Raw genomic sequence first — 21,860 nt, 5'->3', positions numbered from 1 at the left:
GCAATGTCTTCAGTCGTGCCAATCGCGGTGCAGGCTAAAGAAAAAGGAGCCCTTGGGCTCCTTTGCTTTGTATCACTGTTTTTCCAGTAGCCACTGCCGAGGCCCCGGCGTAAATGAGGGCACCTCGTCGGCCTGCGCGGTATTCACCGCCTGGAAAATCTCCAGTTGCTTGCCCTTGCGCACAAAGATCCACGGGTTGCCCTGGCCATTGAGTTGCAGCCAGATGCTGTCGTAGCCGCCGCTCATTGACGCGCAATCACCGGCCAGGCATAGCGAGTACCGGTCAACATTAGGCAGGCCGGCGACTTTGCCGTCAGCCTGGAACTGCACGATGGCGCCGCTGCCGAAGCCGTCGCTGATCTTCCAGTCACCGCCCAGGTAGGCCGCGTACAGCGCCCGCTCGAAGTTGGCGCCCAAAGGTGCGCCTTCCGGGGCGGGGTCTTTGGCGCGGGCAAACAGCTGTTCAGGCTCGTTGTCATTGGCCACTTGCAGCAGTTGCTTGCCTTTGCGCTTGAGTTCGGTGGCGGAGCTGCCGTAGAAATCCACGCTCCAGGCGCCGGACTGTTCACCCAGCAACTTGCCTTCCGCTACTTCAAAACCGTTGTAGTAGCGGGCCTGCGCGGCCTTGGTATTGACCTCCCACTCGAGGTTCGGGCCAAAGCTCTGCAAGGCTTCACGCAAAGGGCCGCCCTTGGCAGCCGCATCGATGGCTACCTGGTTGATCCAGGTGCCGCTCACATCCCTGTCGGCAGGGTTACTGGCACAGCCGCCGAGCAACAGGGCGAGCATTGATGAGGCTACAAGCGCTTTGCGCATCATGAAATCCTTCTGAAACGAAGTCGGCGCAGCCTGTGGGGGCTGCGCCGGGTGTTTTACTCGATGACCAGGATCGCGTCCATCTCAACCTGTGCACCCTTTGGCAGGGCGGCAACGCCGATGGCGGCGCGGGCTGGGTACGGCTGTTCGAAGTACTTGCCCATGATCTCGTTGACCTTGGCGAAGTGGCTCAGGTCGGTGAGGAAGATGTTCAGCTTGACGATGTCCTTGAACGAACCGCCGGCGGCTTCAGCAACGGACTTGAGGTTTTCGAAGACCTGTACGGTCTGTGCTTCGAAGCCTTCCACCAGTTCCATGGTCTTTGGGTCCAGCGGGATCTGGCCGGACATGTAGACGGTGTTGCCCGCCTTGATCGCCTGGGAGTAAGTGCCGATGGCGGCAGGGGCTTTATCGCTGGTGATAACGGTCTTGGTCATGAATGACTCCTTGTAATGTGGGTTAGGCGCGCATGCGAGTGATGCGGATCACACCGGTCAAGGCACGCAGTTTCTTGATCACGCGGGCCAGGTGCACGCGGTCGTGGACGCTGACCACCAGTTGGACCACGCTGATGCGGCCATCGCGCTCGTCCATGCTGATTTTCTCGATATTGCCGTCGGCTGCGTTGACGCTGCTGGCGAGCAGGGCGATCAGGCCACGCTGGTGTTCCAGCTCCACGCGCAACTCGACGTTGAATTCGCCGGTGACATCCTTGGCCCACGAGAGCTGGATGCATTTTTCCGGGTTGTGGCGGATTTCGGTGATGTTGCGGCAGTTGTCCAGGTGCACCACCATGCCTTTGCCTGCGGACAAGTGGCCGACAATCGGATCGCCTGGGATCGGCGTGCAGCACTTGGCGTAGCTGAGCACCAGGCCCTCGGTGCCGCGAATCGCCAGCGGGCCTTCGGGGCTTGGCAGCTGTTCGCCTTCGCCGAGCAGGCGGCGGGCGACTACATAGGCCATGCGGTTGCCCAGGCCGATATCTTCCAGCAGGTCTTCGATGGTTTCCTGACGGTACTCGTGGAGCATCGCTTGCACGCGTTCCTGCGGGATCTTGTCGAGAGCGCTGTCGAAACCGTTGAGCACCTTGTTCAGCAGGCGTTCGCCCAGGCTGATGGACTCGGAGCGGCGCTGCAATTTCAGTGCGTGACGGATGTGCGTGCGCGCCTTGCCGGTGACCACGAAGTTGAGCCACGCCGGGTTCGGCCGTGCGCCTGGAGCACTGACGATCTCGACCGTGGAGCCACTTTGCAGCGGTTCGGACAGCGGTGCGAGACGACGATTGATCCGACAGGCGATGCAGCTGTTGCCCACATCGGTGTGCACTGCATAGGCAAAGTCGACGGCGGTGGAGCCCTTGGGCAGCTCCATGATCCGGCCTTTGGGCGTAAACACGTAGACCTCGTCCGGGAACAGGTCGATCTTCACGCTTTCGATAAATTCCAGGGAGTTGCCGGCGCGTTGCTGCATTTCCAGCACGCCCTTGACCCACTGGCGGGCGCGCGCATGAGTGCCTTTGGGCTGCTCGTCGCCGCTGGACTTGTACAGCCAATGGGCGGCGATGCCGTTGTTGGCCATCTCTTCCATTTCGCGGGTGCGAATCTGGATCTCGATCGGCACCCCGTGCATACCGAACAGCGTGGTATGCAGCGACTGGTAGCCGTTGGCCTTGGGAATCGCGATGTAATCCTTGAAGCGACCCGGCAGGGGTTTGTACAAATTATGTACAGCGCCCAGTACGCGATAACAGGTGTCGACCTTGTCGACGATGATCCGGAACGCGTACACGTCCATGATCTCGTTGAAGGCCCGGCGCTTGCCGCGCATCTTCTTGTAGATGCCGTAGATGTGCTTTTGTCGGCCGCTGACTTCGCCCTCGATCTCGTCGATCGCCAGGCAATGGCTCAGGGATTCTTCGATCTTGTTGACGATTTCCTTGCGGTTGCCACGGGCGCGCTTGACCGCCTGGTAGATGCGTGCCGAACGCATCGGGTGCATGGCCTTGAAACCGAGGTCTTCGAACTCGATACGAATGGCATGCATGCCCAGCCGGTTGGCGATGGGCGCGTAGATTTCCAGGGTTTCCTTGGCGATGCGCCGGCGTTTTTCGCCGGAGAGCACTTCCAGCGTACGCATGTTGTGCAGCCGGTCGGCCAGCTTGACCAGGATCACGCGGATATCGCGGGCCATGGCCATGGCCATCTTCTGGAAGTTTTCCGCCTGGGCCTCGGCCTTGGTCTCGAAGTTCATCTGGGTCAGTTTGCTGACCCCGTCGACCAGTTCGGCCACGGTTTCGCCGAATTGCGCGCTGAGCGCTTCCTTGGCGATGCCGGTGTCTTCGATCACGTCATGCAGCATCGCGGCCATCAGGCTCTGATGGTCCATGTGCATGTCGGCAAGAATGTTGGCCACCGCAAGAGGATGGGTGACATACGCCTCTCCGCTGCGGCGGCGTTGGCCGTCGTGGGCTTGTTCGGCGTAGAAATACGCTCGGCGGACCAGGTTGACCTGGTCTGGGCCGAGGTAGGCCGATAAGCGATCGGCGAGGGCGTCTATGCTCGGCAAAGTGTGAACTCCTGCCGTTGGCTGTGACCCCGCGCCGTGCTACGTCGACCAGGCATAGGCTTAGACGGCCTCGTTGGACTCGTCCTCGAACGCTGCAAACAGCGGTTCGTCTTCAACGATTTCGGCGTTGGCGATGAACTCGTAGCTCATCAGGCCTTCAGCGATTTCACGCAGGGCGACAACGGTAGGCTTGTCGTTTTCCCACTGGACCAGGGGCTCTTTGCCGCCAGTGGCCAGTTGACGGGCACGCTTGGTAGAGAGCATGACCAGCTCAAAGCGGTTATCCACGTGTTCTAGGCAGTCTTCAACGGTTACGCGGGCCATGGTATTCCTCGGAGCGAATGCAAGATGCGCGCTGCCCGGTTGGGCGAGCGGACTAAACAGTTTAAAAAATCACCAGCGTTTAGGGAAGCGCTGATTTTTCGCAGGCCCTCGCAAAACCGCTACAAGTGCCAATGTAAAGCCCTTGCAGCGGTTTTGGGAAGAGCCAATCAACCGAGCAGTTCGGCCAGCAATTTGCCAAAACGCTGTTGCTGACGCTTTTGCTGGAGCTGATTGGTGCGGAAAATCGCCTTCAGATCATCCAGTGCGTGGGAAAAATCGTCGTTGATGATCAAGTAGTCGTAGTCGACGTAGTGGCTCATTTCGCTGACGGCTTCACGCATGCGGCCTTCGATGATCTCGTCACTGTCCTGGCCGCGGTTGGTCAGGCGCTGGTGCAACGCTTCAAGCGACGGCGGCAGGATAAAGATCGAACGCGCCTTGGGCATCAGCTGGCGCACTTGTTCGGCACCCTGCCAGTCGATTTCCAGGATCAAGTCGTGGCCTTCGTCCAGGGTCTGCTGCAAGTGGCTTTGCGAAGTACCATAGAGGTTGCCGAACACTTCGGCGCGCTCTAGGAAGTCGCCGTGTTCGATCATCTTGACGAACTCGGTGCGCTCGACGAAGTGATAGTGCACCCCGTTCACCTCGCCCGGGCGCATGGCGCGGGTGGTGTGGGAGACCGAGATGCGGATCTGCTCGTCAGCGTCGGTCAGGGCCTTGACCAGGCTGCTCTTGCCCGCGCCCGAAGGAGCGGAAATGATGTAAAGGGTGCCGGTGCTGTGGGTCATGGAGGTTGCCTTACTCAATATTCTGTACTTGTTCGCGCATCTGCTCGATCAACACCTTGAGGTTGACCGCAGCCGTGGTGCTGCGCGGATCGAAAGCCTTGGAGCCCAGTGTATTGGCTTCGCGGTTGAGTTCCTGCATCAGGAAGTCCAGGCGCCGACCGGCGGCGCCGCCGGACTTGAGCACGCGGCGTACTTCGAGGATGTGGGTGCTCAGGCGGTCCAGTTCTTCGGCCACATCGCTCTTTTGCGCCAGCAGTACCATTTCCTGCTCCAGGCGCACCGGGTCGAGGTCGGCCTTCATGTCGGTGAAGCGGTCGAGGACCTTCTGGCGCTGGGCGGCAAGCATCTGCGGGACCAGCTCGCGCAGGGTGACCACGTCTTCTTCGATCGAGGTCAGGCGCTCGCTGATCAGGCGGGCCAACTCGGCGCCTTCACGCTCGCGGCCGGCCTTGAGCTCCTTCAAACCCTGATTGAACAGGGCGAGGGCTTCGGCGTTGAGCGCTTGCGGGTCGGTGGCGTCGGCCACCAGCACACCGGGCCAGGCCAGCACTTCCAGGGGGTTGAGCGCGGCCGGCTGCTTGATCAGGCCGGCGATGGTTTCGGCGGCGGCGACCAATTGCGCGGCGCGGTCGCGGTCAACCTGCAGCGGCTTGCCGGTGGTTTCTTCGGTAAAGCGCAGGGTGCATTCCAGCTTGCCACGGGAAATGCCCTGGCGCAGCGCTTCACGCACAGCGCCTTCGAGGTCGCGGAACGACTCCGGCAGGCGCAGATGCGGCTCCAGGTAGCGGCTGTTGACCGAGCGCAGTTCCCAGCTCAGGGTGCCTTGTACGCCGGCTTTTTCGACGCGGGCAAAGGCGGTCATGCTGTGCACCATGGAGGTACCTCGCGTTGCAGTCCCGTAAATGCGGGCTGATGATTGGGAAGGCGCAGGATTGTAGCGCAGTGGGGCGAGTGCGCCCAAACCCGGGCATTCGTAACCGGATTTTTTAGCAGTGCCCCGAATCGGCCCGCGGCTCTATAATGCTCGGCAGTTTTTCGTCCTCAGTACAGGTATCCCCTATGAAACGTCCAAGTGGTCGCGCTGCCGATCAGCTCCGCTCGATCCGCATCACCCGCAACTACACCAAACACGCCGAGGGATCCGTACTGGTCGAGTTTGGCGATACCAAGGTGATCTGCACCGTCAGCGTCGAAAACGGCGTACCGCGCTTTCTTAAAGGCCAGGGCCAGGGTTGGCTGACCGCAGAGTACGGCATGTTGCCGCGCGCCACCGGCGAGCGTAACCAGCGTGAAGCCAGCCGTGGCAAGCAAGGTGGCCGCACCCTGGAAATCCAGCGCCTGATCGGTCGTTCCCTGCGCGCCGCCCTGGACATGTCCAAGCTGGGCGACGTGACCCTGTACGTCGATTGCGACGTGATCCAGGCCGACGGTGGCACCCGCACTGCGTCCATCACCGGTGCCATGGTGGCCCTGGTTGACGCGCTGAAAGTGATCAAGAAGCGTGGCGGCCTCAAGGGCGGTGACCCGCTCAAGCAAATGATCGCCGCTGTTTCGGTGGGCATGTACCAGGGCGAGCCAGTGCTGGACCTGGACTACCTGGAAGACTCGGCTGCCGAGACCGACCTGAACGTGGTGATGACCAGCACCGGTGGTTTCATCGAAGTGCAGGGCACCGCCGAAGGCGCGCCATTCCAGCCGGCCGAACTGAACGCGATGCTGGCCCTGGCCCAGAAAGGCATGACCGAGATCTTCGAACTGCAGAACGCCGCCCTGGCTGACTGAACCCGCCTCAAGGAGAAGCGCCATGAATGACAACAGCCAAATGCCGGTGCCGACGCCTTCCTACGAAGTGCGCCAGGGCGCGATGTTGTGCCATCTCGCGGCGTTTCTGGGGTTTGTGTTCCCCTTCGGCAGTGTCGTGGGGCCGCTGATCCTGTGGCAGATGAAGAAAGAAGTGGACCCGTTCATTGATGATCAGGGCAAGGAAGCCCTGAACTTCCAGATCACCGTCGCCATCGCCTGGATCGCTTGCATTGTGCTGGCTTTCGCGGTGATTGGTTTTTTCCTGATGATTGCCCTGGCAATCGCCACGGTGGTGCTGACCATCATTGGCAGCATCAAGGCCAACAAGGGGATCGCCTACCGCTATCCCTTGACCTGGCGTGTGATCAAATAATGAGCACCCACAAAAAAACCGACAGCGATGTCGGTTTTTTTGTGCCTGGGAAAAGACCTCAGATGGTCAGTGTCCAGTCGTAGTCCACGATCAGCGGCGCGTGCTGCGAGAAGCGCGGCTGGCGCGGCAGGCGTGCGCTGCGAACGAACCGGCGCAGACCCGGGGTCAGCAACTGGTAGTCGAAGCGCCAGCCCAGGTTGAGCATCTCAGCCTGTTCGTTGTCCGGCCACCAGCTGTACTGGTCGCCTTCGCGGCTGACTTCGCGCAGGGCATCCACATAGCCCATGTTGCCGACAATCTCGTCCATCCAGGCCCGTTCCGGCGCCAGGAAGCCCGGGGATTGCTGGCTGTCGCGCCAGTTCTTGATATCCAGCTTCTGTTGCGCCACGTACAGCGAGCCACAATAAATGTACTCGCGACGTTTGCGTCGCTGTTTATCCAGGTAACGGGCGAAATCGTCCATTAGCTTGAACTTCTGATTCAAGTCTTCATCGCCGTTCTGCCCCGAAGGAAGCAGCAAGGTCGCGATGCTGACCTTGTCGAAATCGGCTTGCAGGTAGCGCCCGTAGCGGTCGGCTGTCTCGAAGCCGAGGCCGCTGATGACCGCCTTGGGTTGCAACCGCGAATACAAAGCTACGCCACCTTGGGTGGGCACTTCGGCATCGCAGGCATAAAGGAAGTAGCCATCCAGTTGGAAGGCTGGGTCGTCCAGTTCAAAGGCGGAGGCGCGGGTATCCTGCAGGCAGATGACGTCGGCATTCTGGGCTTGCAGCCAACTGAGCAAACCACGCTCGACTGCAGCCTGAATACCATTAACGTTCACACTGATGATCCGCATAAATGGCCCCAAAAATCGCGTGCGTGTATGATACACGCCGTCTACCTAATTAGCTAAATCCGTGGTATCTGAGGCTTTTTTCATGCAGGCGTATCAACGCGATTTCATTCGTTTTGCCATCGATCGCGGGGTTTTGCGCTTCGGTGAGTTCACCCTCAAGTCAGGGCGCACCAGCCCGTACTTCTTCAATGCGGGCCTGTTCAACTCGGGTTCGGCCCTGGCTCAGCTGGGTCGTTTCTATGCGGCTGCCATCGTTGAGAGCGGTATTTCCTTCGATGTGCTGTTTGGCCCGGCCTACAAGGGTATTCCCCTGGCGGCGGCGACCGCCGTGGCGCTGGCTGAGCATCACGGGCAGGACCTGCCTTGGTGCTTCAACCGTAAAGAGGCCAAGGCCCACGGTGAAGGCGGCAGCCTGGTCGGCGCTCCACTCAAGGGCGATGTGCTGATCATCGATGACGTGATCACCGCCGGCACCGCTATCCGCGAAGTGATGCAGATCATTGCTTCCCAGGACGGCGCCAAGGCCGCCGGCGTGCTGATCGCGCTGAACCGCCAGGAGCGTGGCAACGGTGAGTTGTCGGCCATCCAGGAAGTGGAGCGCGATTTCGGCATTCCAGTCGTGAGCATCGTCTCGTTGAACCAGGTGTTGCAGTTCCTGGAAGATGATCCGCAGCTCAAGCAGCATCTGCCGGCGGTGCGTGCATATCGCGAGCAGTTTGGCGTCTGACCCCGAGCTCCCTTGTGTGTAAAGGCTAGTGTGGGAGGGGGCTTGCCCCCGATGACGGAGTGTCAGTTGCAGTTATTTGGCTGATACACCGCTAATCGGGGGCAAGCCCCCTCCCACATTTGGATCTACAGTGTGTTCAAGCACAAAAAAGGCCCCGCTCAATCAGATTGAACGGGGCCTTTTGTTTTCTGGTGTCTTAAGGCCGTTTGCGGTTACTGATCAACGTACCCATGCCGGTATCCGTGAAGATCTCCAGCAGTACCGCATTCGGCACTCGACCATCGATGATCAACGAGCTGCCCACCCCGCCTTGCACCGCTTCCAGCGCGCAGCGGATCTTGGGCAGCATGCCGCCGTAGATAGTGCCGTCAGCGATCAGATCGTCCACTTGTTGGGTGGTCAGGCCGGTCAGAACTTTGCCTTGCTTGTCCATCAGGCCGGCGATGTTGGTCAGCAGCATCAGCTTTTCAGCCTTCAGCGCTTCGGCCACCTTGCCGGCCACCAGGTCGGCGTTGATGTTGTAGGACTCGCCATTGGCGCCCACGCCGATCGGCGCGATCACCGGGATGAAGTCGCCCTTGACCAGCAGGTTCAGCAGGTCGGTGTTCACGCCAACCACTTCGCCCACCTGGCCGATGTCGATGATTTCCGGCTGGGTCATCTCCGGTGTCTGACGGGTCACCGTCAGCTTTTTCGCGCGGATCAACTCCGCGTCCTTGCCGGTCAGGCCGATGGCGCTGCCGCCGTGGCGGTTGATCAAGTTGACGATGTCTTTGTTGACCTGGCCGCCGAGGACCATCTCCACCACGTCCATGGTCTGCGCGTCAGTGACGCGCATGCCATCGATGAAGTGACTCTCGATCGACAGGCGCTTGAGCAGGTCGCCGATTTGCGGGCCGCCGCCGTGCACCACCACCGGGTTGATCCCCACGGCTTTCATCAACACGATGTCGCGGGCAAAGCCGGTTTTCAGCTCGTCGCTTTCCATGGCATTGCCGCCGTACTTGATCACCAGCGTCTTGCCGACATAGCGTCGGATGTAAGGCAACGCTTCGGACAGGACCTTGGCAGTGTTGGCAGCGGCTTCGCGTTCGAGGGTCATTCAGGGCTCCGGTAAAAAATCAGAACGGTAATTGGAGATCAGGGGCAACACGTTTCAACTGGGCGTGGAACACGTCCTTGATGCGCTGCAACTCAGCCTCGGTATCCGCCTCGAAACGCAGGACCAGCACCGGTGTGGTGTTGGACGCGCGAACCAGGCCCCAGCCTTTGGCGTAATCGACTCGCACACCATCAATGGTGGTCAGGTTGGCGCCTTCGCCCCATTGCGCATCGTGCAGTGCGTCAATGATGCTGAATTTGCTCTCCTCGGTCACATGGATATTGATCTCTGGCGTAGAAATATCGTTCGGGAAGGTCTGGAACAGCTCTTCGGCGGTAGATTTTTCCTTGCTGAGGATCTCCAGCAACCGCGCGGCGCTGTAAATACCGTCGTCAAAGCCGAACCAGCGCTCCTTGAAGAACACGTGGCCGCTCATTTCGCCGGCCAACAGGGCGCCGGTTTCCTTCATTTTCTTTTTGATCAACGAGTGACCGGTCTTCCACATTAGCGGGCGACCGCCATATTCCTTGATCAGCGGGGTGAGACGGCGAGTGCACTTCACGTCGAAGATGATCTCGGCGTTGGCATTGCGCGCCACCACGTCACGGGCAAACAGCATCAACAGGCGGTCCGGGAACACGATCTCGCCGGTTTCAGTCACCACGCCCACTCGGTCGCCGTCACCGTCAAAGGCCAGGCCCACGTCAGCGCCGGTTTCCTTGACCTTGGCGATCAGGTCCACCAGGTTCTCCGGCTTGCCTGGATCCGGGTGGTGGTTGGGGAAGTTGCCGTCGACCTCGCAGAACAGCGGGATCACTTCGCAATTCAGCGCTTCGAGCAACTGCGGGGCGATCACGCCCGCCGCGCCGTTGCCGCAATCCACCACCACCTTGAGGCGGCGCGCGAGTTTGACGTCACCGGTGATTTCATCAGAGTAGCGTTGCAGGATGTCGACTTTGGTGACGGTGCCCTTGCCGCTGGTCAGGTCGTTGTTTTTCAGGCGGTCGTGCAGGGCCTGGATCTGTTCGTTGGCCAGCGTGTCGCCGGCGATGACGATCTTGAAACCGTTGTAGTCCGACGGGTTGTGGCTGCCGGTGAGCATCACCCCGGACTTGCCAGCCAGTACGTTGGCTGCGTAGTACAGTGCCGGCGTCGGCACCAGGCCCACGTCGCTCACATGGCAACCGCTGTCGGCCAGGCCCTGGATCAGTTGTTCCACCAACTCCGGGCCGGACAGGCGACCGTCACGGCCGACCGACACGTTGGGCTCGTCCTGGGCCAGGCTCTGGGCGCCAATGGCCCGGCCAATCCAGTAGGCGGTTTCGGCGGTCAGGGTTTTGGGCACCACGCCACGGATGTCATAAGCGCGGAAGATACTGTCGGGGAAGATCGGGGCTACACGGGCTGGATTGCTCATGGCTTGGGGGGGCTCCTGTCTTGAAAGATCCTGGGGACTGACCAGTGGGGTCATGCCTGGGGCTTGGACGGCATTTTGGGAGGAGAGTTCGTGGCGTGGGGCTGTACCTATTCCACAGCCGTTGTTGATTAACATTTGGGACCGCCTGAAGCACAGGTATACGCCTGCCATGGCACCCACCAGGGCAAGTAGCGCGGCCAACGCCATCAACACAAGCTGCTGACGGGGGTAAGCGAACTGATACAGCGCCCCGGGGCTGAAGCTCAATGATAGATGATTATCGCCTACGGCAAGCGTGTAGGTGTCTGGTGACGCGCTGTGGCCCTGGGTGAAGATCACCTGCTCGGGATCGTTCCAGACGCGCTGGGACAAACGAAAGGTTCCCACCTCTGGGGGCAGCGACGCCAGTTGTTCGGTCAATGGCTGGAGGTCGTATGCCTGGGTCAGGGTGCCGATGATCGGGGCGTGCGTGGCTTCGCGCAAGGCAATTACGCTATAGAAAAGCCAACTGTCTCCACTTTTGTAAATTTCCGGTATTGGCGGCACGTTACGCTCCGCGCGACCAATCATGTCCAGCACCTGAGGCGGCAGGCTATCGCCCAGGGGCGCTTGGCGAAGGGGGGTGAGCCAAGTGCTGGTCAACCCCTCCCGTGCGGGTAGATGGTGTTCTGCGGCCTGCCGGATATCCGGTCGATTGGACCGGACAGCGTTCGCGAGTGCCGGGGTTTTGGCGTTGATCTCGGCTTGCAGTGCGAGTTTATCGGCGGCCGTTGCGACGGACTTGCTGATAATCGCAGCGGCGGATTGCGCAACGTGCTGGCGGTATTCGTTGTGCAGTGGCACCCACGCGCCAAACCAGAACAGCGCACCGGCGGCGATCACGCTGGTTGCCGCCAGTAACAGCCCGGGTTTCAAGCTGTTATGGGTGATGGAGGCGTGACCAGCGGCATGGTGCCGTTTTATTCGCGAATCGTTCGTCATAAAGCGCAATCCCCGTCATGTTCCTTAAAAGCATAACGGCAGCACCGAGGCACGCGCGTAGGAACAATCAATGGCTGCCGGAATGCCCAAAACCGCCTGCGCCGCGTTGGGTTTCATCGAACTCCTCGACCAGTTCGAAGTGCGCCTGCACCACCGGCACCAATACCAACTGGGCAATGCGCTCGCCGACGGCGATGTTGAACGCGGTCTGGCCACGGTTCCAGCACGACACCATCAACTCGCCCTGGTAGTCCGAGTCGATCAGGCCGACCAGGTTGCCCAGCACGATGCCATGTTTGTGGCCCAGGCCCGAGCGCGGCAGGATCAGCGCCGCCAGGCCAGGGTCACCCACGTAGATCGACAGCCCGGTGGGGATCAGGATGGTCTGGCCCGGTTCAAGGACGGTGTCTTGCTTGAGCATGGCGCGCAGGTCGAGGCCTGCGGAGCCCGGGGTGGCGTAGGCCGGCAGTGGGAATTCGCTGCCGATGCGTGGGTCGAGGATCTTGGCTTGCAAAGCGTGCATGGAAATTAAACCTGGTTCAGCCGTTGGGCGATAAAAGAGATCAGTTGGCGGGCAATCTTGCCCTTGCTGGTCTGGGCGAAAAGGGTGGCGTGCAGGTCGCGGTCGATCACACTGCAGGCGTTTTCCTCGCTGTTGAAGCCGATGCTCGGGTTGGCGACATCATTGGCAACGATCAGGTCGAGGTTCTTGTCTTTCAATTTGCGTGCGGCGTAGTCCAGCAAATGCTCGGTCTCGGCGGCGAAACCGACGCTGAAAGGACGGTCCGGGCGCGTGGCGATGGTGGCCAGGATGTCCGGGTTGCGCACCATTTGCAGGAGCAGGCCGTCTCCGCTCGTAGGGTCTTTCTTGAGCTTTTGCGGGGCAACGACTTCCGGGCGGTAGTCCGCAACCGCCGCCGAGGCGATGAACAGGTCGCACGGAATGGCTGCCTCACAGGCCGCCAGCATGTCGCGGGCGCTGACGACGTCGATTCGCGTGACCCGATCCGGGGTCGGCAAATGCACCGGGCCGGTGATCAGGGTGACGCGTGCGCCTGCCTCGACCGCCGCTTCGGCCAGGGCAAAGCCCATTTTTCCTGAGCTATGGTTGGTGATGTAGCGCACCGGGTCGATGTTTTCCTGGGTCGGGCCGGCGGTGATCAACACGTGCTTGCCGGTGAGGGCCAGGTGCTGGAAGCACTCGGCGGCGCACAGCGCCAGGTCTGTGGCTTCGAGCATGCGGCCCATGCCAACGTCGCCGCAGGCCTGGCTGCCGGATGCCGGGCCGAACACCTTGAGGCCTCGGCTTTGCAGAAGTTGGGTGTTGGCCTGGGTAGCAGGGTCGCGCCACATGGCCTGGTTCATGGCCGGGGCGATGGCGACGGTGGCGTCGGTGGCGAGTACCAGAGTGGTCAGCAGGTCATCGGCGATGCCTTGGGCCAGGCGCGCGATCAGGTCGGCGGTGGCCGGGGCGATCAGCACCAGATCGGCCCATTTGGCCAGCTCGATGTGACCCATGGCGGCTTCGGCCGCAGGGTCCAGCAGGTCCAGGTGAACCGGGTGCCCGGACAAGGCCTGCATGGTCAGCGGGGTGATGAATTCACTGCCACCGCGCGTCATGACCACGCGCACTTCGGCGCCCTGGTCCAGGAGCCTGCGGACCAGCTCTGCGCTCTTGTAGGCGGCAATGCCGCCGCCAACGCCGAGAACGATGCGTTTCCGATACAGACGCTGCATTGGTTTGCCTTTCCAGTTCAGTGTTGCCAGTTCAATGACGCCTGCGATGCCCCCTCCCCAGGGGAAATCGCCTGCAAAAAAGAGGGCCTACGATAACACAGCGTCCGCGAGGCAACAGCGATACGCATGGCATACAGGGAGAGGGAGGAGGGATGAGTATTCGTGATTGGCCGGCGGCAGAGCGGCCGCGGGAAAAGCTTTTGGAGTGGGGCGCGGCGAGCCTGTCGGATGCCGAGTTGCTGGCGATCTTCCTGCGTACCGGGGTTTCCGGCAGGAGCGCGGTGGACCTGGCGCGCCATCTTTTGGCGCAATTCGGTGGATTGCGCCCGTTGCTGGAGGCCAGCCAAACATTGTTCAACCAACAATTGGGCCTGGGGCCGGCGAAGTTTGCCCAGTTACAGGCGGTGCTGGAAATGGCCAAGCGGCACATGGCCGAGCGCCTGCGAAGCGACTCGGTGCTGGAAAGCCCGGTGGCCGTGCGGGACTACCTGAAGGCCATGCTGCGTCATGAGCCTCATGAGATCTTCGGCTGCCTGTTCCTTGATTCAAGGCACAGGGTGCTGGGCTTCGAGGCGTTGTCCCAAGGCACCATCGACGCGGCGATGGTGTATCCCCGGCAGGTGGTCAAGCGCGCTTTGGCCTACAACGCGGCGGCGTTGATCCTGTGCCATAACCATCCTTCCGGGAGCCTGGAGCCGAGCGCCGCTGATCGAAAATTGACCAAGTTGCTGCAGAAGGCGCTGGAAGTGGTGGACGTGCGGGTGCTGGATCACATTATCGTGGGGGATGGCGATCCGTTGTCGATGGCGGAATACGGGTGGATGTAGGAGGGGAGCAGCTGCAAGCCTCAAGCGGGCTTGCAGCTTGCAGCTTAGGGCTTGACGCTGACTTTCGAGAAATCCTGCCGGCCGAACGGGCTCACCTGGTAGCCCTCGACATTCTTGCGGGCCAGGGCGAACGCCGTGGGGTGCGCCAGCGGCAACCACAAGGCCTGTTGCTGGATCTGCGCCTGGGCCTGTTGGTACAGCTTGCTGCGCACGCCTTGCTCGCTGGTGGTCTTGCCGGCGCTGATCAGCTTGTCCAGCGCAGGGTCGCAGTAGCGGGCGAAGTTGGTGCCCGATTTCACCGCCGCGCAGGAGAACTGCGGGGTCAGGAAGTTATCCGGGTCGCCGTTGTCGCCGGCCCAGCCCATGAAGAGCAGGTCGTGTTCGCCGGCCTTGGCGCGGCGGATCAGTTCGCCCCATTCGATCACACGGATCTCGGCCTGGATGCCGACCTTGGCCAGGTCAGCCTGCAGCAGTTGTGCGCCAAGGTTCGGGTTGGGGTTCAGCAGGCTGCCGGTGGGGCGGGTCCAGAGGGTGGTCTTGAAGCCGTCCTTGAGTCCGGCGCGGTCGAGCAGCGCCTTGGCCTTGGCGAGGTCCTGTGGATAGCCCGGCAGCTCCTTGGCGTAGCTCCAGGTATTCGGTGGGTAAGGGCCATTGGCGGCCTCGGCGGTGCCTTCAAACACGGCCTTGAGGTAGCTCCCCTTGTCGAACGCCAGGTTGATCGCCTGGCGGACTTCGGGCTTGTCCAGGGGCGGGTGCTGGCTGTTGATGGCCACGAAGGCGGTCATGAAGGCAGCGGTCTTCTCCACCTTGAGCGCCGGGTCCTTTTCGGCCTCACCCACGTCCAGCGGCTTGGGCGACAGGGCTATCTGGCACTCGTCGCGGTGCAGTTTCTGCAGGCGTACGTTGGCGTCCGGCGTGATGGCAAAGATCAGGTTATCCACAGCCGGTTTGCCGGCGAAGTAGTCCGGGTTGGCCTTGTAGCGCACCACGGCATCTTTCTGGAAACGGCTGAAGATAAACGGTCCAGTGCCGATCGGCTGGCTGTTGAGTTTCTCCGGCGTGCCGGCCTTGAGCAGTTTGTCGGCATATTCGGCCGGGTAGATCGACGCGAAGCCCATGCTCAGCGCGGCGAGGAAGGTGGAGTCGGCGTGATCCAGGGTGAAACGTACGGTCAGTGGGTCGAGAGCGTCGATCTTTTTTACCAGCGTCGGTAGTTGCAGCGACTGGGCGTGAGGGAAGCCGCTCTGGGCGATCTTGTGCCAGGGGTTGGCCGGGTCGAGCATGCGCTCGAAGCTGAAACGCACGTCTTCGGCGGTCAGGGTGCGGCTTGGGGTGAAGTACTCGGTGCGATGGAATTTCACATCCGGGTGCAGCTTGAAGGTATAGGTCAGGCCATCCGGCGAGACGTCCCAGCTGTCCGCCAGGCTGGGCACCAGCTTGCCGCTGGTCGCGTCGTAGTCCACCAGGCGGTTCATCAGCACGTCGGCCGAGGCATTGGTGGTGGTCAGCGAGTTGTATTGCACCACATCGAACCCTTCTGGGCTGGCCTCGGTGCAGACGCTCAAGGTGCTGGCGGCAGAGGCCAGCGGGGCGATAAAGAGAGGGGCTAGCAATAGCGGTAGGGCAGCGAGGCGCATGTTCGGTTTCCTTTGCAGATCGAAGGCCCATCTGCGAGTGCAGTCTGGAAAAGTCCTACCGTAGTGGTCTGATAGGTAAATGACTAGCCCATTTTTGCCTGTGCTTTTGCGCCAAATGCTGTTTTGATGGCGCCTCAGTGCGTTTCGTCGTGCACTTCACTGTGCCCGCGCGCGCTGTAAATCATTCTGTGCGACGAGCGGTCGGCTGTGACAGCGGCCCCTCCTGGCAACGGTTCAGGCGTCTGCCGCCAAGATTTACGCCAGTAAAAACACGCGGGCTGTTGTTGCACTGGGGTCTTTCTGGTATAAAGCAGCGCTCTTTTCTAGGGGCCCGGTTCCTTCGCTTGTAGGTGTAGCCGGTAAGACCCTAAAGAAACGCGGCGCCTGGCGCCAAATGACTGAGAGATTAAGCGGCCAACCCATGCCGGGTTGGGCATGTGGTTTTAGAGGGCTGAGGCATGTCGAGAGTCTGTCAAGTTACCGGTAAGGGTCCGGTGACTGGGAATAACATTTCCCACGCAAATAACAAAACCCGTCGTCGTTTCCTGCCGAACCTGCAGCATCACCGCTTCTGGGTTGAAGAAGAGAAACGTTTCGTCCGTCTGCGCGTATCTGCCAAAGGCATGCGCATCATCGACAAGCGTGGCATCACTGTCGTGCTGGCTGAATTGCGCCGCGCTGGCACAATCTAAGGAGCTATATCATGCGTGAATTGATTCGAATGATCTCTAGCGCCGGTACTGGTCACTTCTACACTACCGACAAGAACAAGCGTACTACCCCGGACAAGCTCGAAAAGAAAATGTTCGACCCGCGCGTTCGCAAGCACGTGATCTACAAAGAAGGCAAAATCAAGTAATTGATTTTCCTCCTTGTGAAAAAAAGCCCGTATCTCACGATCCGGGCTTTTTTTTGCCTGATCGTTCCCACGCTCTGCGTGGGAACGACGCCTCGGACGCTCCGCGTCCCGCCGTCTTGATCAGGCCTTCTGTTCAAACACCACGTAAATCTTGCGGCACGCCTCCAGCACTTCCCAGGTGCCGCTGAAACCGGCGGGAATCACGAAGCGGTCGCCAGCGCGCAAGGTCTTGGCGTTGCCGTCGGCATCACGCAGCACGGACACGCCCTGCACAATTTCGCAGTATTCATGCTCGGTGTAATTGACCGTCCACTGCCCGACTTCACCTTCCCACACGCCCGCGCTCATCTGGCCGCAGGGGCTGTTGTAGTGGTTGTAGATCGTTTGCTCGGGATCGCCCTTGAGGATTTTCTCGGCGGCAGGGCGGTAGCGCTCGGCGGCGGTCTTGGCTTGGCTGAAGTCGACGATGTCCTGGATGCTCATGTGCGTGTCCCGTCTGGCCTGCGGTTGGAGAGCCCAAAGTCTATGTTTATTAAAATGAACATCGCAAGGGCGTTTGCCGGCGTTATGTCAAATATATTGAAACACCCCCAGCCGCTGGTTTAGGGTGGCAGCTGCCTTGCGCCGAACCATTGGCTGGCGGGCAAGAATTCTTTAAGGCTGCTGTGGGATATCCCGTGGCCCTTGTATTCAATAAGAGGAGGACACTCGCATGACCACCCTGACCCGTGCCGACTGGGAACAACGTGCCAAGGATCTGAAGATCGAAGGCCGCGCCTACATCAATGGCGAGTACACCGCCGCTGTTTCCGGTGACACCTTCGAATGCATCAGCCCGGTCGATGGTCGCCTGCTGGCCACTGTTGCCAGCTGTGACGCCGCCGACGCCCAACGCGCCGTTGAAAACGCCCGCGCCACCTTCAATTCCGGCGTGTGGTCGCGCCTGGCGCCGGCCAAGCGCAAATCCGCCATGATCCGTTTTGCTGCGTTGCTCAAGGCCAATGCCGAAGAACTAGCGCTGCTCGAAACCCTGGACATGGGCAAGCCGATCAGCGACTCCCTGAACATCGACGTACCCGGCGCGGCGAATGCCCTGAGCTGGAGCGGCGAGGCCATCGACAAGATTTACGACGAAGTCGCCGCGACCCCGCACGACCAATTGGGCCTGGTGACCCGTGAGCCCGTGGGTGTTGTCGGCGCCATCGTGCCGTGGAACTTCCCGTTGATGATGGCCTGCTGGAAGCTGGGGCCTGCGCTGTCCACCGGTAACTCGGTGATCCTCAAGCCGTCCGAAAAATCCCCGCTGACCGCCATCCGCATCGCGGCACTGGCCGTTGAAGCCGGTATTCCACAAGGTGTATTCAACGTACTGCCAGGCTACGGCCATACCGTGGGCAACGCGCTGGCGCTGCACATGGACGTCGACACCCTGGTGTTCACCGGCTCCACCAAGATTGCCAAGCAACTGTTGATCCGCTCTGGCGAGTCGAACATGAAGCGCGTCTGGCTGGAAGCGGGCGGCAAGAGCCCGAACATCGTGTTCGCCGATGCTCCGGACCTGCAAGCCGCTGCCGAGTCTGCCGCCGGCGCCATCGCCTTCAACCAGGGCGAGGTCTGCACCGCCGGTTCCCGCCTGCTGGTGGAGCGCTCCATCAAGGACAAATTCCTGCCGCTGGTGATCGAGGCCCTCAAGGGCTGGAAACCAGGCAACCCGCTGGACCCTGCGACCAATGTGGGCGCACTGGTCGACACCCAGCAGATGAACACCGTGCTCTCGTATATCGAAGCGGGGCACGCGGATGGCGCCAAGTTGGTCGCCGGCGGTAAGCGCACCCTGGAAGAAACCGGCGGCACCTATGTTGAGCCGACAATTTTCGATGGCGTGACCAATGCGATGAAGATCGCCAAGGAAGAAATCTTCGGCCCAGTCCTGTCGGTGATCACCTTCGACAGCGCCGAGGAAGCAATTGCCATCGCCAACGACACCCAATACGGCCTGGCCGCAGCGGTGTGGACGTCGGACATCTCCAAGGCGCACCTGACCGCCAAGGCGCTGCGCGCCGGTAGCGTGTGGGTCAACCAGTACGACGGCGGTGACATGACCGCTCCGTTTGGTGGCTTCAAGCAGTCGGGCAACGGTCGTGACAAGTCGCTGCATGCGTTCGACAAATACACCGAGTTGAAGGCGACCTGGATCAAGCTCTAAGCAACACCGCAGGCTAAATGTGGGAGGGGGCTTGCTCCCGATAGCAGTGTGTCAGGCGCCAGCGGTGCTCACTGATCCACCGCAATCGGGGGCAAGCCCCCTCCCACACTGGTTTGTGTGAACTTAAAAATGATCCACAGGAGCGTGGAAATGCGTTGGGCGACTTATTTCGCCGTCCTGGCCTCGGTGCTCAGCGTCGGCCTGGCCCTGGGCGTCAGCATGCCGCTGGTGTCCTTGCGCCTGGAAAGCTGGGGCTACGGCAGTTTCGCGATTGGCGTGATGGCAGCGATGCCGGCCTTTGGCGTATTGCTCGGCGCGAAGGTTTCCAGTCGCCTGGCCTCATGGCTTGGCACCGCCAACCTTATGCGCCTGTGCCTGTGGGCGGGCGCGGTGTCCATCGGCCTGCTGGCGATCCTGCCCAGCTACCCGGTGTGGCTGGTGCTGCGCCTGATGATCGGCGTGATCCTGACCATCGTGTTTATCCTCGGCGAGAGTTGGATCAACCAGTTGGTTGTGGAGCAGTGGCGCGGCCGGCTGGTGGCGCTGTACGGCTGCAGCTATGCCTTGAGCCAGCTGTCGGGTCCGTTACTGTTAGGCTTGATCGGCACCGATCATGACTACGGTTTCTGGGTGGGTGTCGGCCTGTTGATGGTTGCGCCGCTGTTGCTGCTGGGACGTTCCGGTGCACCGAGCGCCGAATCCTTCAGCGTGACGTTCGCGCAACTGTGGCGCTTCTGCCGGAGCCTGCCAGCGATTGCCTGGGCGGTGGCGCTGTTCGCTGCGTTCGAGGCGATGATCCTGACGTTGTTGCCGGTGTACTGCCTGCAACAAGGGTTCACCGCCGAGATCGCCTTGGCCATGGTCAGCACGGTGGTGGTTGGCGACGCGTTACTGCAATTGCCCATCGGTGCACTGGCCGACTACTTGCCGCGGCGCACGTTGTTCCTGGGGTGTGCGCTGCTGTTGCTGGTGTCGAGCCTGGCGATTCCGTTATTGATGCACACGCCAATGATCTGGCCGATCTGGGTCGTGTTCGGCGCAAGTGCTGGCGGCTTGTTCACCCTGTCGTTGATCTTGATCGGCGAGCGTTACCGCGACGACGCGCTGGTGCGCGCCAATGCCCACGTGGCGCAGCTGTGGGGTATCGGCTGCCTGATCGGCCCGTTGGTGGCGGGGGCGGGTAGCCAGTGGATCAGCGGGCATGCGCTGCCGCTGCTGATGGCGGCCGGTGCGCTTGGCCTGGTGATGTTGCTGCTGCGCCAGGGCGCATTCGGTGCGGCACAAGCGGCCTAGAGCATGCGCTCAAGGCCAACACTGGTGGCAAACCACGCATTGAACCGTCGCCACCAGCTCCCGGGCTCGCGGGTCAGGGTGTGCAACTGGCCGTTATCTTCGGTCACCCACACGACCTGGCCGTCCTGCAATTTCGCTTCATAGCTCAGGGCGGGCGCCATGCCTTGCAGTGCCAGGTTGCGTACATGTTCCGCCAGCTCGGGGCTGTCGACCAGCACACCGACTTCGGTGTTCCACAGCACCGAGCGTGGGTCGAAGTTGAACGAGCCGATAAAGGATTTCTCCCGATCAAAGATGATCGCCTTGCTGTGCAGGCTGGAATCCGAGCCCCGGAAAGTGCCTCGGCGAAACAGGTGCGGGCCACTGCCGCCGCCATCCCCGGGTTGGCGGCGCAGCTCGTAGAGCTTCACCCCATGCTCCAGCAGCGCCTTGCGGTAGGGGGCGTAACCGCCGTGTACGGCGGGCACATCGGTGGCTTCCAGGGAATTGGTCAGCAGGCTCACCGACACGCCCGCATCGGCGCGCCCGGTCAGATACACCAGGCCTGGCTGTCCCGGCACGAAGTACGCAGAAATCATCATTAGCTCGTGATTGACCCCCTCCAGCTCCGGCGCCAGTTGGGTTGTGAGCAGCAGCCGAGGGTCTGGGTCGGCCTTGGCCAGCACCTTGCTCGGCGCATCCCACAGCGCCTGGTTCCAGGCCCAGATCAGCTCGCGGCGCCAGGTGTCCATGCGCGGTTGGGTCTTGTAGGTACGCAGGCGGTTGTACAACGCGTGGTTCTGCTGGCGCGACTCGGCCAGGGAGGCTTCCAGGCTTACGCGCGCGGCGGCGAGGTCGCCCTTGGACGGCGCGTTGGAGATGAAGTCATCGATAGGCTTGCTCAGCGCGCTGTTCCAGTACTGGTCGAAACTGTGGCCCAGTTGCTCGGCCACCGGGCCCACGCTGAGCATGTCGATATCGGTGAAGTTCAGGTTGGGCTCGGCATCGAAATACTCATCCCCCAGGTTGCGTCCGCCGACGATCGCCACGCTGTTGTCCGCCAGCCACAGCTTGTTGTGCATGCGTCGATGTTGCAGCGACAGGTTGAACAGGCGGCCCATGGCCCGCGTCACGCCGGTGCTGCGCCCCAGGTGCAACGGGTTGAACAGGCGGATCTCGATCTTGGGGTGGGCCGCGAGGGTGGCGATGATCTGGTCGAGGCCGTCGCTGGTGGTGTCGTCCAGCAGGATGCGCACGCGCACGCCACGGTCGGCGGCCTTGAGCAGTTCGTCCACCAGCATGCGGGTGCTGATGCCGTCGTGCACGATGTAGTACTGCAGGTCGAGGCTGGTCTGGGCGTTGCGGATCAGCTCGGCGCGGGCCATGAACGCCTCGCTGCTGTTGGGCAGCAGGCGAAAGCCCGAGCGCCCCTGATAGGGCGCGGCCTGGGCCTGGATCGAGCGGCCGAACGACGATTGCGCGGCAGGCAGGGCGTCGCTGGGGACGCGCGGCGTGCTCACGCTGGCGCAGCCGCCCAGGGCCAGGGCCCCTAACAGGCAAAACGGTAATAGCCGTTGAATCATCAAGG

The 21,860-nt window shown here is 61.4% G+C and carries 22 protein-coding genes; 8 read left to right on the top strand and 14 right to left on the bottom strand.

All coding sequences use genetic code 11. The annotated features are described in order from the left end of the window. Positions 1-72: 72 nt before the first annotated feature. From M2497_RS00175 to M2497_RS00150, 6 genes are all read right to left on the bottom strand, one after another. On the bottom strand, positions 73-816 hold the full coding sequence (locus M2497_RS00175; RefSeq protein ID WP_248485350.1) for a hypothetical protein: 744 nt from the start codon (positions 814-816) through the stop codon (positions 73-75). A gap of 56 nt (positions 817-872) precedes the next feature. After that, positions 873-1,253, bottom strand: a complete 381-nt coding sequence (locus tag M2497_RS00170) for a RidA family protein (RefSeq protein WP_003176922.1) — start codon at positions 1,251-1,253, stop codon at positions 873-875. A gap of 22 nt (positions 1,254-1,275) precedes the next feature. Further along, entirely contained in the window at positions 1,276-3,381 is a 2,106-nt protein-coding gene (spoT, locus tag M2497_RS00165) for a bifunctional GTP diphosphokinase/guanosine-3',5'-bis pyrophosphate 3'-pyrophosphohydrolase (RefSeq protein ID WP_058424246.1), read from the bottom strand. 60 nt (positions 3,382-3,441) lie between these two features. After that, the gene (gene rpoZ, locus M2497_RS00160) at positions 3,442-3,705 is read right to left on the bottom strand and encodes a DNA-directed RNA polymerase subunit omega (protein WP_003176920.1); all 264 of its coding nucleotides are present in this window, start codon (positions 3,703-3,705) and stop codon (positions 3,442-3,444) included. Positions 3,706-3,872: 167 nt separating this feature from the next. Continuing rightward, positions 3,873-4,493 carry a guanylate kinase gene (gmk, locus tag M2497_RS00155; protein WP_032884410.1) on the bottom strand — a complete coding sequence of 207 codons (621 nt, stop codon included), beginning with the start codon at positions 4,491-4,493 and terminating at the stop codon, positions 3,873-3,875. Positions 4,494-4,503: 10 nt separating this feature from the next. Continuing rightward, complete coding sequence (locus M2497_RS00150) at positions 4,504-5,367, bottom strand: YicC/YloC family endoribonuclease (RefSeq protein WP_058424245.1); 864 nt, start codon at positions 5,365-5,367, stop codon at positions 4,504-4,506. Between the two features lie 185 nt (positions 5,368-5,552). Here M2497_RS00150 and rph point away from each other — a divergent pair, with 185 nt between their 5' ends. Then, positions 5,553-6,275, top strand: a complete 723-nt coding sequence (gene rph / locus M2497_RS00145) for a ribonuclease PH (protein ID WP_016975928.1) — start codon at positions 5,553-5,555, stop codon at positions 6,273-6,275. A 22-nt stretch (positions 6,276-6,297) separates the two neighbouring features. Then, the gene (locus tag M2497_RS00140; RefSeq protein WP_248485349.1) at positions 6,298-6,669 is read left to right on the top strand and encodes a DUF4870 domain-containing protein; all 372 of its coding nucleotides are present in this window, start codon (positions 6,298-6,300) and stop codon (positions 6,667-6,669) included. 58 nt (positions 6,670-6,727) lie between these two features. Here M2497_RS00140 and M2497_RS00135 read toward each other — a convergent pair whose 3' ends face one another. After that, positions 6,728-7,507 (bottom strand): exodeoxyribonuclease III, encoded by a 780-nt coding sequence (locus M2497_RS00135; RefSeq protein ID WP_003195493.1) that lies wholly within the window; start codon positions 7,505-7,507, stop codon positions 6,728-6,730. 82 nt (positions 7,508-7,589) lie between these two features. Here M2497_RS00135 and pyrE point away from each other — a divergent pair, with 82 nt between their 5' ends. Then, a complete protein-coding gene (gene pyrE, locus M2497_RS00130; RefSeq protein WP_028618476.1) occupies positions 7,590-8,234 on the top strand; it encodes an orotate phosphoribosyltransferase in 645 nt (214 codons plus the stop codon). 196 nt (positions 8,235-8,430) lie between these two features. Here the strand turns inward: pyrE and argB are convergent, their stop codons facing one another. The 4 genes from argB to coaBC form a co-directional block, all read right to left on the bottom strand. Further along, a complete protein-coding gene (gene argB, locus M2497_RS00125) occupies positions 8,431-9,336 on the bottom strand; it encodes an acetylglutamate kinase (RefSeq protein ID WP_058424243.1) in 906 nt (301 codons plus the stop codon). A 19-nt stretch (positions 9,337-9,355) separates the two neighbouring features. Then, positions 9,356-11,734 carry a phosphomannomutase/phosphoglucomutase gene (locus M2497_RS00120; protein ID WP_248485348.1) on the bottom strand — a complete coding sequence of 793 codons (2,379 nt, stop codon included), beginning with the start codon at positions 11,732-11,734 and terminating at the stop codon, positions 9,356-9,358. A gap of 67 nt (positions 11,735-11,801) precedes the next feature. Continuing rightward, positions 11,802-12,257 carry a dUTP diphosphatase gene (gene dut / locus M2497_RS00115; RefSeq protein WP_071494612.1) on the bottom strand — a complete coding sequence of 152 codons (456 nt, stop codon included), beginning with the start codon at positions 12,255-12,257 and terminating at the stop codon, positions 11,802-11,804. A gap of 5 nt (positions 12,258-12,262) precedes the next feature. Next, the gene (coaBC, locus tag M2497_RS00110) at positions 12,263-13,471 is read right to left on the bottom strand and encodes a bifunctional phosphopantothenoylcysteine decarboxylase/phosphopantothenate--cysteine ligase CoaBC (RefSeq protein ID WP_016970585.1); all 1,209 of its coding nucleotides are present in this window, start codon (positions 13,469-13,471) and stop codon (positions 12,263-12,265) included. A gap of 152 nt (positions 13,472-13,623) precedes the next feature. Between coaBC and radC the strand changes: the two genes are divergently transcribed. Next, positions 13,624-14,298 (top strand): DNA repair protein RadC, encoded by a 675-nt coding sequence (gene radC / locus M2497_RS00105; protein ID WP_248485347.1) that lies wholly within the window; start codon positions 13,624-13,626, stop codon positions 14,296-14,298. Positions 14,299-14,342: 44 nt separating this feature from the next. On the opposite strand, the gene M2497_RS00100 is transcribed toward radC, so the two are convergent. After that, positions 14,343-15,935, bottom strand: coding sequence for an ABC transporter substrate-binding protein (locus M2497_RS00100; RefSeq protein WP_248485346.1), 1,593 nt, complete (start codon positions 15,933-15,935; stop codon positions 14,343-14,345). A gap of 458 nt (positions 15,936-16,393) precedes the next feature. Between M2497_RS00100 and rpmB the strand changes: the two genes are divergently transcribed. Beyond that, positions 16,394-16,627 carry a 50S ribosomal protein L28 gene (gene rpmB / locus M2497_RS00095; RefSeq protein ID WP_010207494.1) on the top strand — a complete coding sequence of 78 codons (234 nt, stop codon included), beginning with the start codon at positions 16,394-16,396 and terminating at the stop codon, positions 16,625-16,627. Between the two features lie 11 nt (positions 16,628-16,638). After that, the gene (gene rpmG / locus M2497_RS00090) at positions 16,639-16,794 is read left to right on the top strand and encodes a 50S ribosomal protein L33 (RefSeq protein ID WP_003176906.1); all 156 of its coding nucleotides are present in this window, start codon (positions 16,639-16,641) and stop codon (positions 16,792-16,794) included. A gap of 120 nt (positions 16,795-16,914) precedes the next feature. On the opposite strand, the gene M2497_RS00085 is transcribed toward rpmG, so the two are convergent. Continuing rightward, positions 16,915-17,277, bottom strand: coding sequence for a cupin domain-containing protein (locus tag M2497_RS00085; RefSeq protein WP_092241680.1), 363 nt, complete (start codon positions 17,275-17,277; stop codon positions 16,915-16,917). Between the two features lie 229 nt (positions 17,278-17,506). On the opposite strand from M2497_RS00085, the gene M2497_RS00080 reads away from it, so the two are divergent. Next, entirely contained in the window at positions 17,507-19,000 is a 1,494-nt protein-coding gene (locus M2497_RS00080; RefSeq protein ID WP_248485345.1) for an aldehyde dehydrogenase, read from the top strand. 150 nt (positions 19,001-19,150) lie between these two features. Beyond that, positions 19,151-20,293 carry an MFS transporter gene (locus M2497_RS00075; RefSeq protein ID WP_248485344.1) on the top strand — a complete coding sequence of 381 codons (1,143 nt, stop codon included), beginning with the start codon at positions 19,151-19,153 and terminating at the stop codon, positions 20,291-20,293. Here M2497_RS00075 and M2497_RS00070 read toward each other — a convergent pair. Further along, positions 20,290-21,855, bottom strand: coding sequence for a phospholipase D family protein (locus M2497_RS00070; RefSeq protein WP_248488279.1), 1,566 nt, complete (start codon positions 21,853-21,855; stop codon positions 20,290-20,292). The two genes, M2497_RS00075 and M2497_RS00070, sit on opposite strands and share 4 nt — an antisense overlap. Between the last annotated feature and the right edge of the window lie 5 nt (positions 21,856-21,860).

The organism is Pseudomonas sp. CYM-20-01 (assembly GCF_023169845.1).
GTDB lineage: Bacteria > Pseudomonadota > Gammaproteobacteria > Pseudomonadales > Pseudomonadaceae > Aquipseudomonas > Aquipseudomonas azotoformans.
This window is presented reverse-complemented; position numbering and strand designations above follow the sequence as displayed.